The 11,170-nt window shown below is 70.2% G+C and carries 11 protein-coding genes; 10 read left to right on the top strand and 1 reads right to left on the bottom strand.

Translation table 11 applies throughout. The annotated features are described in order from the left end of the window. Positions 1 to 25 precede the first annotated feature (25 nt). The 8 genes from Pla133_RS14595 (at position 26) to Pla133_RS14560 (ending at position 10,045) form a co-directional block, all read left to right on the top strand. Positions 26 to 1,390, top strand: a complete 1,365-nt coding sequence (locus Pla133_RS14595) for a 3-deoxy-D-manno-octulosonic acid transferase (protein WP_145066480.1) — start codon at positions 26 to 28, stop codon at positions 1,388 to 1,390. A 194-nt stretch (positions 1,391 to 1,584) separates the two neighbouring features. Beyond that, positions 1,585 to 2,781, top strand: coding sequence for a methionine adenosyltransferase (gene metK / locus Pla133_RS14590; protein WP_145066478.1), 1,197 nt, complete (start codon positions 1,585 to 1,587; stop codon positions 2,779 to 2,781). Positions 2,782 to 3,060: 279 nt separating this feature from the next. Continuing rightward, entirely contained in the window at positions 3,061 to 3,702 is a 642-nt protein-coding gene (locus Pla133_RS14585) for a type II secretion system protein (protein WP_145066476.1), read from the top strand. Between the two features lie 93 nt (positions 3,703 to 3,795). Further along, positions 3,796 to 4,707, top strand: a complete 912-nt coding sequence (locus Pla133_RS14580) for a decaprenyl-phosphate phosphoribosyltransferase (protein WP_145066474.1) — start codon at positions 3,796 to 3,798, stop codon at positions 4,705 to 4,707. A gap of 282 nt (positions 4,708 to 4,989) precedes the next feature. After that, positions 4,990 to 5,988, top strand: a complete 999-nt coding sequence (locus Pla133_RS14575; RefSeq protein WP_145066472.1) for a hypothetical protein — start codon at positions 4,990 to 4,992, stop codon at positions 5,986 to 5,988. A 4-nt stretch (positions 5,989 to 5,992) separates the two neighbouring features. Beyond that, entirely contained in the window at positions 5,993 to 7,960 is a 1,968-nt protein-coding gene (locus tag Pla133_RS14570) for a DUF1549 domain-containing protein (protein ID WP_145066470.1), read from the top strand. Continuing rightward, positions 7,950 to 9,236, top strand: a complete 1,287-nt coding sequence (locus tag Pla133_RS14565; RefSeq protein WP_145066468.1) for a DUF1501 domain-containing protein — start codon at positions 7,950 to 7,952, stop codon at positions 9,234 to 9,236. The genes Pla133_RS14570 and Pla133_RS14565 overlap by 11 nt, the downstream gene beginning before the upstream one ends. Beyond that, positions 9,233 to 10,045, top strand: a complete 813-nt coding sequence (locus tag Pla133_RS14560; protein ID WP_145066466.1) for a WD40 repeat domain-containing protein — start codon at positions 9,233 to 9,235, stop codon at positions 10,043 to 10,045. The genes Pla133_RS14565 and Pla133_RS14560 overlap by 4 nt, the downstream gene beginning before the upstream one ends. Positions 10,046 to 10,061: 16 nt before the next feature. Here Pla133_RS14560 and Pla133_RS14555 read toward each other — a convergent pair whose 3' ends face one another. Further along, positions 10,062 to 10,460 carry a DUF2071 domain-containing protein gene (locus tag Pla133_RS14555; RefSeq protein ID WP_419191549.1) on the bottom strand — a complete coding sequence of 133 codons (399 nt, stop codon included), beginning with the start codon at positions 10,458 to 10,460 and terminating at the stop codon, positions 10,062 to 10,064. Between the two features lie 10 nt (positions 10,461 to 10,470). Between Pla133_RS14555 and Pla133_RS26320 the strand changes: the two genes are divergently transcribed. Together Pla133_RS26320 and tnpB are read left to right on the top strand one after the other, a co-directional pair. Then, the gene (locus tag Pla133_RS26320) at positions 10,471 to 10,794 is read left to right on the top strand and encodes a hypothetical protein (RefSeq protein ID WP_145067572.1); all 324 of its coding nucleotides are present in this window, start codon (positions 10,471 to 10,473) and stop codon (positions 10,792 to 10,794) included. After that, positions 10,788 to 11,165 carry an IS66 family insertion sequence element accessory protein TnpB gene (tnpB, locus tag Pla133_RS14550; protein WP_145066462.1) on the top strand — a complete coding sequence of 126 codons (378 nt, stop codon included), beginning with the start codon at positions 10,788 to 10,790 and terminating at the stop codon, positions 11,163 to 11,165. The genes Pla133_RS26320 and tnpB overlap by 7 nt, the downstream gene beginning before the upstream one ends. The last annotated feature ends 5 nt before the right edge of the window (positions 11,166 to 11,170 follow it).

Raw genomic sequence — 11,170 nt, 5'->3', positions numbered from 1 at the left:
ATCGACGGTCGATGAAGTGCGCCCAATGAGCGTCCGGGAAGCAGGGACCGCACGGGCGCAGCCCCAGGGCACGGCCGCGCCGATCGTCGCGGACCCCAACCCGGAGCTGGCTCGACAAGCGCTGCACGCCGTCTATGACCTGGCGTGGCTGGTGGGCCTGGTCCTCGGCTCGCCCTGGCTGGCCTGGCGCAGCCTGCGGTCGTCGGCCTTTCGGCGCATGGTGCTCGAGCGCGCCGGACTGCGCGTGCCGCGACTGTCCTCCGACGGGCCGACGCGCATGCTGGTGCACGGGGTCTCGGTGGGGGAGATCAAGGCCGCCCAGGCCCTGGTGGCCCGCGCGCGCGAGACCCATCCCGAGTTGGAGGTCGTGCTCTGCACCACCACCGACACCAGCCAAGAGGTCGCGCGCGGCCTCTTCCCGGACCTGCGGGTGGTGCGCTTCCCGGCGGACCCGACGCCGATCGTGCGGCGCTTCTTCGACCGTGTGCGGCCCGACCTCGTCGTGCTCATGGAGCTCGAGATCTGGCCCAACTTCCTGCGTGCCGCCAACCGCCGCGGCATCCCCGTGGCGGTCGTCAACGGGCGCATCACCGAGCGCAGCTACCCGCGCTACCGCCTGTTCCGCAGCGTCTTCCCGCAGTTCAACCGCATCTCGCTGTTCTGCGTGCAGTCGGAGATCTACGCCAGCCGCTTCCGGCGCTTGCAGGTCGACCCGGCGCGGGTGCACGTGACCGGGAACATCAAGATCGACGGACTGCGAGTGGGCCGGGTGGAGCCGGGCGCGGGGCTAGCAGCCTTGCTCGGCAGCTCGGACGGCCGGGCCGTGCTCGTCGCCGGGAGCACCCACGCACCCGAGGAGCGGATGGTGGCCGAGGCTTGGCGCGACTCGGTCCCAAAGGCGCGCTTGATCCTGGTCCCGCGGCACCCCGAGCGGGCGCCGGAGGTCGTCCGCGAGCTGACGGCGATCGGCCTGCCGCCCCAACGCCTGACGGCCCTGCGAGCGGGCGAGGAACCCGACCCCTCGCGTCCGGTGATCGTCGACACCATCGGCGAGTTGGAGGCCGTCTTCGGCCTCGCGGACGTGGCCTTTGTGGGCGGCAGTCTGATGCCCCACGGCGGGCAGAACGTCCTCGAGCCAGCCGCCCAGGGCCTGCCGGTCCTGTTCGGCCCCCACATGCAGAACTTCGTGTCCGAGGTCGCCCTGCTCAAGGAGCACGGCGGCTGCCTGCAGGTGGCCGATGCGGCGGAGCTGGGGCGCGTCGTGGCCCAGCTCCTGACCGACCCCGAGGCCGCCGGCGCCCTGGGACGCGCCGGGGCCGAGGTGGTCCGAGCCCAGCGGGGTGCGACCGACGCGACCTGGGCTCGGCTGGCCGGGTGCTTCGGACTCTGACCGCGCCAAGCTGCGGTCACGGGGATCCTGCCTAGTCCCCCTGGTGGGGTATGCTCTTGGGAATCGACTGGACCCGCCCAACTGTGCGGGGACGGTCAGGCGCACCCCTCCGTACCCGGGGCTCCGCGTCCAATCAGTCCAAACTCAGGCTTCCCGGGGCGTCCGCGCCCCTCAGACCCGCCCCCCCGCCACACATGGCTCGACAGCTCTTCACTTCCGAGTCCGTATCGATGGGTCACCCCGACAAGGTGGCTGACCAGGTCTCGGACGCGATTCTCGACGCGCTCCTCGCACAGGACCCCAAGAGCCGCGTGGCCTGCGAGACCATGGTCACGACGGGCATGGCGGTCATCGCGGGTGAGATCACCACCAACGCGCGCATCGACTACCAGCAGATCGTGCGCGACACGATCAAGCGCATCGGCTACACGGACGATCACTTCGGCATCAACGGCGACACCTGCGCGGTGCTCGTCAGCCTCGACCGCCAGTCGCCCGACATCGCCCAAGGCGTCACCGAGGGCGAGGGCCTGCACAAGGAACAGGGCGCCGGCGACCAAGGCCTGATGTTCGGCTTCGCCTGCGACGAGACGCCGGAGCTGATGCCCTTCCCGATCCACTACTCGCACCGCCTGGTCGAGAAGATGGCCGAGGAGCGTCAGAGCGGTCGCCTCGCGTGGCTGCGTCCCGACAGCAAGTCCCAGGTCACCGTCGAGTACGGCGAGGACGGCAAGGTCGCTCGCGTGCACACGGTCGTGATCTCGACCCAGCACGACCCCGAGGTCAACGGCAAGTCCGCCGAGCAGGACGTGCTCGACGAGATCCGCAAGGAGATCATCGAGAAGGTCATCAAGCCGGTCTTCCCGGCCGGGATGCTCGACGACAAGACGATCTACCACGTCAACCCGACCGGCAAGTTCGTGATCGGCGGCCCGCACGGTGACTGCGGCCTGACCGGCCGCAAGATCATCGTCGACACCTACGGCGGCATGGGCCGTCACGGCGGCGGTGCCTTCTCCGGCAAGGACCCGAGCAAGGTCGATCGTTCGGCCGCCTACGCCGCCCGTTGGGTGGCCAAGAACGTCGTCGCCGCCGGCCTCGCGACCCGCTGCGAAGTCCAACTGTCCTACGCCATCGGCGTGGCGCGTCCGCTCTCGGTGCGCGTGGACACCTTCGGCACCGGCAAGCTGACCGACGACGTCCTGGGTGAGTTGGTCGACAAGGTCTTCGACCTGCGCCCCGCGGGCATCATCGAGAGCCTCGACCTGCTCAAGCCGCGCTACGAGCAGACCGCCTACCACGGCCACTTCGGCCGCGAGGGCTTCCCCTGGGAGGCGACCAACAAGGTCGCCGCGCTCCAGGAAGCCGCCTCGGCCGCGACCGCGGGCTGAGCCCGGGGTCCGACGACAGCCACGAGCCCCGCAGGCCCCCTCCGGCCAGCGGGGCTCTTGGCGTTCGTACGGTGCCAGGCACAAAACCGCCGCCTACCGGGACGGGCCCCGGCGCCGAAGGCGCCGGGCCCCGTCCCGGTAGGCGGCGGTTTTGTGCCTGGCACCGTACGAACGCCAAGAGCCCCTCCGCGACACCCAGAGCACGCTCGGCCCTCCCAAAGGGTGACCGAGGCCCACGGGGCGGATAACCTGGGTGTTCCCCTCGTCCCGCGCCCCGTCATGCTTCGAACCAACCTCCGCACGCGCGCCACGTCCGGCTTCACGCTGATCGAGCTGATGGTCGTGATCCTGATCATCGGGATCCTGGCCACCTTCCTGCTGCCCAAGATCCCCGAGGCCATCGAGGAGGCCAAGATCACCGGGTCGCGGAAGAACCTGATGGACATCTACGGCGGGACCGTGGCCTACGAGGGGCGCTTCGACCGCCTGCCCAGCGACTCCGGGGTCAAGTTCTTCGCCTGCCTGATCTACAAGGGCGTGTGGGAGAACACCCCCGCTTCGGCGCGCAAGCTGACCTGCCCCGGCGTCGACCTGGGGGCCCTGACGATCGGCGAGCTGGACGAGGAGGAGTGGTTCAGCGATCCCGACATGATCGACGGCAGCTACTCGGCTTACGCCGGCCGCGACACCAAGCAGTTCCCGATCCGCAACCGGCGCGGGACCGAGGCCTGGGTCGCCACCGACAACGATCCGGAGATGAACTTCCGCACCACGACGCTGATGCTGCGCGGCGACGGGTCGGTGGACCGCCTGGAGACCGCGACGTTGATCGAAGAGGGCGTGTTGACCGAGGGCGAGGAGTACCTCGCGGTCGGTCCGGACTCGCCCCACGAGATGCTGCGCAAGCTGTCGCTCGACTGAGGCGCGCGATCGATCCAGCGAGTTGGACCGTGAACTACCGCGGCGTGCGCTGGCCCGGCGTGCGCTGGAACGGAGCTGCCCCCGCTCCTCACGATGACCCTGCCCCCCCTCGTACGCGCATTGCGGCCGCACCAGTGGTCGAAGAACGTCTTCGTCCTGGCGGCGATCGGCTTCGCCCTCGGCGACCGCAGCCTTGGCGTGGACCACGTGGAGGGGGCGATCATCGCCGTGCTGTTCGCCTTCGGCGCCTTCAGCCTGGCGTCCAGCTCGATCTACGTGCTGAACGATCTGCTCGACGTCGAGAGCGATCGCCTGCACCCGGAGAAGCGCTTGCGACCCATCGCCGCAGGGGAGCTCTCCACTGGCGCGGCCAAGTTGGCGGCGATCGGTTGTGCCGTGGGGGCCGCGGTGCTCGCTGTGCTGGCCGGCGGTGACCCGACGCCCGTGTGGGCGATCCTGGCCGGGTACGTCGCGATCAACGTGGCCTACAGCTTCGGGCTCAAGCGCATCGTGCTGGTGGATGTGTTCTGCATCGCGACCGGCTTTCTCTTGCGCGTGGCGGTGGGCGGCGCCGCGGCGGGGATCGAGCTGTCGCGCTGGCTGCTCCTGTGCACACTGTTCCTGGCCCTGTTCCTGGGCCTCAACAAGCGGCGCGCCGAGATCGCCCTGTTGGGTGACGCCGCCGCCGATCACCGCGCCAACCTGTCGCAGTACTCGACCGGCTTCCTGGACCAGATGATCTCGGTCATGGCCGCCTGCACGATCGTCTGCTACACGCTCTACACGGTCGACCCGGTCACCGCCGCCAAGTTCGGCGAGGGCAACCGCCTTGTCTGGTCGGTGCCCTTCGTGGTCTTCGGCCTGGGCCGCTACATGCTGCTGGCGCGCTCGGGGACCGACACCGGCAACCCGACCAAGGTCTTCCTCGGCGGGGACCGGCTCTTCGCCCTGAACACCCTGGCCTGGCTGGCGGTGGTCGTGGCGGTGCTCGCCGGCTTGATCTGACGCGGGCCGAGCCGGTCGGGAACGGCGACGGCGACGGAAGACCGTCCAGCGGGGTGGTTACGGTGTGGTTACTCCCCCGGCGCCTTGCCGTGCGTACCTTCATGAGGTCGCTGAAGCCCGGTGGCGGGACCCTGGCCTGCGCCGCTTGGACGGGCCAACCGCGGCGGGGGGGAGCCAGAGGCGGGACCGATCTTCCGACCCGCTGCCTCGCGAGGAACACTATCGGGGTCGCTCGCCACCCACGGCTCCCACCCCCCCCGAACCACCAACCCTGCCCGCGCGATGAAAGCCACCCTCACCGCCTTCCCCAAGACCTCCCCGCGGCCCCTGCGGTCAGTGCTCACCGGCCTGGCCCTGGCCTGCCTCGGTGCCGCCGCCGCAGCCGGCGCTCTGCAGGACGAGGCCTTCTCCGGGCCCCTGCCGGGAGAGCCCATCGTCGGCTTCGAGGCCGTTGGGATGAACGGCGAGTTGCGCGACGAGGTCCACGACTTCGTGGCGGACTTCGCAGGAGCGACTACTGTCTGGTGCTTCATCCACGAGGTCTCCCGCGCCACCAGTCGGACCATCCGCGCCCTGGACGAAGCCTGCGTGGCGCGCCGCCCCGATGGCCTCGAAACGCTGTTCGTGCTGCTCGGCAAGGACCAGGACGAGACCGAGCGCTACGGGCTGGAGCTGCCGGGCCTGTTGGAGGTCCGCTCGCCCCTGGCCGTGTCCCTGGACGGCCAGGAGGGGCCCGGGGCCTGGGGGCTCAACCGCGAGATGTCCCTGACGATCGTGGTGACGCGCCGGGACGTGGCCGTCGCGAGCTTCCCCCTGTTGACCACCAACGCCACCGACGTGCCCCAGGTGATGGCAGCGGTGGACCAAGCGCTGCTGACGCTCGAGAGCTTCGAAGACGTCAAGCGCGAGCTGCTGGCCCTGCGCACGCGGGTGGCCGAACTCGAGAGGCTGGCGGCTGCCAGCGGCATGACCGGCGCGGGCCCCGAGGCCATGCGCGGCGCGCGCATGGAGGGGGACATGGAGCGGGCGCCGCTCGACAACGAGACCGAGCTCGCGCGCCTCCTGGCCCAGGCCCTGGAGATGAAGCGCCCGCGCCAGTCCCAGTCGGCGGTGCGCTCGATCGAAGCGATCCTGACCGAGGACGCCACCCTCGTGCCGCGCTTCTTGCAGAGCCTGGAGCAGATCCGCAAGGACGGCTCCGGCAGCGACTCGATCCGGCGCGAGCTGAGCGAGCTGGCGACGAAGGTCGGCGCTGCGGCCCTGGACGGCGGGGAGCGTTGACGACTTGAAGCTGGCAGCCTGGTTCGGGCTCGCGCCCGCCGCCTACATGGCGCTCGTGATCACCCTCCCGGGTCCGGACTTGGCGTCGGGCGAGGGGAGCGGCGCGTGGTTGCCGACGATCGCCGGGACCGAGTCGCCCGACTTCGTCAACGACGTGATGCCAGTGCTGACGGCCGCCGGCTGCAACACGGGCGATTGCCATGGCGCCGCCCTGGGCCAGAATCGCTTCAAGCTGTCCCTGCTCGGCTACGACCCCCGCGCGGATTGGGAGGCCCTGACCCGCGACCTGCGCGGTCGCCGGATCCAACAGATCGAGCCCGAAGACAGCCTGCTGCTGCGTAAGCCCTCCGAGCGCACGCATCACGGCGGGGGACTGGTGCTCGAAGCGGACAGCGAGGGCTACCAGCTCCTGCTGCGCTGGATCGAGTCCGGCGCGCCCTACCGCACCGTCGAGCGCGAGTTGGAGCGGATCGAAGTGGTCGAGGACGACGGCCTGCGGGTCACGGCGATCTACGACGACGGCACACGGCGCGACGTGACCGAGTGGGCCCTGGTGACCTCCAACGACGAGTCCATCGCCTGGGTCGAAGGCGCCCAGTGGAGCGAGCGTGAAGACGGGCGGATCGAGATCGAGGCCCTGCGACCGGGGCAGACGTCGGTGATCGTGCGCTACGGTGGCAAGCTCGCCGTGGTTCCGGTGACCACGCCCTTCGGTCAGGTGGAGTTCGAGTACGAGCCCCTGGGCTTCGTCGACGAACTCGTGGCCGAACAGTGGCGGCGCATGGGGGTGGCCCCGCCGGAGCGCTGCTCCGACGCGACCTTCCTGCGCCGGGTGACCCTCGATCTGACCGGCCGGCTGCCGAGTCTCGAGCAGCAGGCGGCGTTCGAGCGCGACCCCGACCGCGATCGATTGGTGGACGGGCTGATCGCCTCGGACGCCTTCGCCGAGTTCTGGGCCTATCGGCTGGCCGAGCTGCTGCCGACCTCGCCCAAGCTGGTGGGCTGGCTGCGCACCGAGCTCGCGGCCGAGCGACCCTGGACCGACGTCGCGCGCACGATCATGACCGCCACCGGCCACCAGCCGGGCACGGCCCTGTTCAGCACGAACGACCCGAAGATGATCGCCGAGAACCTCTTCGAGAGCTTCCTCGGCAAGCAGATCCAGTGCGCCCAATGCCACAACCACCCGTTCATGTCGTTCAGCCAGGACGACTACTTCGGCGTGGCGGCCTTCTTTGCGCGGGTGCGGATCGAAGACACGGGTCTGCAGCTCGCGAGCCGCGGGGAAGTGCGCACCCTCGACACCGGTGAGGTGGTCCATCCGACCTTCCCGGGCGGCGTCGCGCCGTCGATGGAGCCCGATGGGGATCGGCGCTGGGCCCTGGCCGATTGGGTCGTGGAACGGGACGACTTCGCGCGCCTGATGGCCAACCGCGTCTGGGCGGCGTTGATGGGCGAGGGCCTGGTGGAGCCGGTCGACGACCTGCGCCCCTCGAACCCGGCCTCCAACGAGGCGCTGCTGGCAGCTCTGGCGGCGGACTTCACCGAGCACGACTCGTCCCTGCAGCACTTGGTCGGCGTCATCGCCCGCTCCGACGCCTACGGGCGCTTGAAGCAGCCCCGACTGATGCCCGCCGCGGTGTTGGTCGACGCCATCGCCGACGCCACCGGCGTGCCCGATGCCAAGCGCGCGGTGCAGAACCCGACCATGGACTCGGCCACCCTGGACGTCTCCGGCCGGCGCTCGGATTTTTCGGGCAGCTTGGCCCAGAGCCTGCACTTGATCACCTCCGAGGCCGTGAACGCCAAGGTGGCGCGGATGGAGAACATGGACCTGGACGAGATCTATCGCCGCGCCCTGGGGCGCGGGCCGACCGGCCGCGAGCGCGAGCTGGCGCCGACCAGCCGGGAGGGTCTCGAAGACCTGATGTGGGCCCTGCTCAACTCCGAGGAGTTCCTCCATGTCCGCTGATCGAAGTGCCAACCTCGCTCGCCGCGACCTCCTGCGGCTGGGCGCCTTCGCCGGTCTGGGCCTCGGCGCGTCGCCCCTGATGCCCTCGGCCCTGGCCCACGCGGCCCTGGGCGCGGCATCGTCCGCCCGCCGCGCCGACGCCTGCATCCTGATCTGGCTCGACGGCGGCCCCAGCCACCTGGACACCTTCGACCCCAAGCCCGAGGCGCCCGCGGAGTACCGCGGCGAGTTCGGCGCGATCGACACGAGCCTCGACGGCGTGCGCATCTGCGAGCACCTGCCGCGCACGGCCAAGATGATGGACCAGGTGGCGCTGATTCGCACCTTGACCTCGGCCGAGGGCAACCACGACCGCGGCAGCCACCACTACATGACCGGCTTTCGGCCCTCGCCGGCGCTGGTCTACCCCAGCATGGGCTCGGTCCTGGCGCGACAGCGGGGCGTGGGCGACGCGGGGGTGCCGACCTACGTGACCCTCGGGCGCACGCCCCAGTACGGCGGCGCCGGCTACCTGGATCGCAAATACGACCCCTACGAGACCGCGGTCGGCGCGGCCCGCGATGTGTCGACCGAGGGCCTGTCGATCGAGCGCATGGAGCGCCGCCGCGCCCTGCGCGAGCGGGTCCAGGCGGCCCAGGGCGGTAGCGGCGACAGTACGCTCGATAGCTTCTACGGCCAGGCCTTCGACCTCTTGACCTCGCCGGTCGCGCGCAACGCCTTCGACCTGTCGCTCGAGCCCGAGGCCTCGCGCTCGCGCTTCGGCGGCACGGGCCTCAGCGACGCCTGCCTCACCGCGCGGCGTTTGGTGGAGGCTGGCTCGCGCTTCGTCACCGTCTACAACGGTGGCTGGGACATGCACGACGACGTGTTCCAGCGCCTGACCTTCGGCTACCCCGGGCCCCTGCCGACCCTCGACCTGGCCTACCCGGCGCTGATCGCCGACCTGGCGGAGCGCGGGATGCTCGAGCGCACCCTGGTGGTGCTGATGGGCGAGTTCGGCCGCACGCCGAAGATCAACGCCAAGGGCGGGCGCGACCACTGGCCGCGGTCCAGCTTCTGCGTGATGGCCGGTGGCGGCATTCGCACTGGCCAGGCCCTGGGCCGGACGGATGCGCGGGGCGAGCTGCCCGCCGAGCGACCGGTGACGCCCGAGGAGTTGATCGCGACCATCTACGATCGCCTGGGGGTGCAGACCTCGGCCACCTACCAGACCGCGGACGGGCGCCGCCTGCAGGTGCTGCCCGATCACGTGCGGCCGATCGGGGAGCTGCTGTGATCGCGGCGTTGCTGCTGGCGGCGACGGATCTGTGCGCTACAGGCGCGGGACTCGCCGTCGCCACCGATGCCGGACTCGCGGTGGGTGAGGCGATGCTCGGCGAAGTGCGCCCGATCGTCGCGATCGAGGCCAGCCCCGACGGCGAGCTGTTGGCCGAGGCCGGGGGGCTCGCCGGCGAGTACGGCAGCCTGCGACTGTGGGATGTGACGACCGGTGACCTGGTCTTCGAGCGCCAGGTCCACGACGACGTGATCTACGACGTGGCCTGGAGCCCGGACGGCGGGACCCTGTACACGGCCAGCGCGGACCACACCGTCGGCGTGATCCCGGCCTCCGGCGAGGGAGCGACGTTCCTCGAAGGACACAGCGACCAGGTTCTGTGCCTGGCCGTGGCGCCGGACGGCACCTTGGCCAGTGGATCGCTCGACCGCACGATCCGACTGTGGAGCGAGGGCGAGTGCCTGCGCACCCTCTCGAGCCACACCGACCGCGTCACCTGCCTGGCCTTCAGCCCCGACGGAACCCAGCTCGCCAGCGGCGCGGCAGACCGCACCGTCCGCATCTGGCAGCACGACATCGGACGCATGCGCCGCATCATCCGCGATCACGGTGGGGCGGTGCTGTGCTTGATCTGGAGCGAAGACGAGCTGCTCTCGGGTTGCGCCGACGGAGCCGTGCGCGCCCTCGATCCCCTGCGCGCACGGGTCGACTCGGTCCTGCGCCGCCACGACGATTGGATTCGTGGCATGGCGCGCGTCGACGGTGCGCTGGTGACGATCGACGCCTCGGGCGTGCTGAAGCGCGAGTAGTGTGCGCTGCCGCGCCTCAGGCGATCGGGTCGATGAGCCAGGCCACGACGTCCAGTCGCCGGGCGAAGTGCACCAGGGGGGCCGTGTCGGGGAGCTGCAGGCCGATCTGCGAGGTCGTGAGGTTGACCAGGACTTCGGCTTCGCCCACTTGCAGGGGCCAGGGCTCGTGGTGGATCTCGCTGCGGTAGATGACCCCGTGGGAGTCGGCGGAATAGAGGCAGTAGCGCTCGGTGAGCCAGTGCTCCAGGCTGCCTGATTCCGCGAGCTGCACCGGACCGGTGGGGCGGTAGCGTCCGGCGAAGGACATGGACGGCCCCGAGCGCGGGCGACGCTCGGACAGGTAGTCGGTACGTGTCCGGTGAGCCCATCTTGCGCGTCCGTGGGGAGACGGGAGGCTGCGCGGGATGAACCCCAACTCGAACTCCGTGCCCCGTTCAGTCCCGGCCGAGGAGGCACTCGCGCTGCTGAAGGAGCACTCCAGGTCCGATGTCAGCTTGGCCGCGTTCGCCCGCTCCAAGGGAGTGAAGCCCTGGAGCCTCTACAACGCTCGGGCGGCCGAACGTCGCCGGGCAATGCGTCCTCGACCGGAGCCCTTCTTCGAGCTTCGGCTCGAGGAGCCGGCCCCAACGGAGGGCGCCGACGCAACCCTGATCGAGCTCGTGCTGCCCTCTGGTCTGTCGCTGCGCGTGCGGCGTGACTTCGACGAGGTTGCGCTTCGTCGCCTGCTCGGCGTGCTCGGGTCATGCTGAGCTTTCCGCCCTCACCGCAGGTGCGGATCTTCGTGTGTCGCACGCCGGTGGACATGAGAAAGAGCTTTGACGGGCTCAGCGGAGCGGTGATCGACGTCGTGGACCAGGACCCGCAATCGGGGCACCTGTTCCTCTTCTTCAACAAGCGCCGCTCGATGATGAAGGCGCTGGTCTGGGAGGCTTCAGGCTATTGGGTGCTCTCGAAGCGACTCGAGGGTGGTCGCTTCCAGGTCTTCGATCGTGCATCGGGCAACGCGACGAGCTACGAGCTCGCGAGCCATGAGCTTGCGCTGGTGCTCGACGGCATCGATCTTCGCGGCGCCCGGCGGGTGATGCAAAGAGCGGAGGTGAAGGAGCTAATCGGCGCTTGACCGCG

Origin of the sequence: Engelhardtia mirabilis (assembly GCF_007748095.1) — a bacterium.
In the GTDB taxonomy this organism is placed as follows: Bacteria; Planctomycetota; UBA1135; order UBA1135.
The sequence above is the reverse complement of the archived record's forward strand: the minus strand, read 5'-3'. Positions and strand labels throughout refer to the sequence as shown.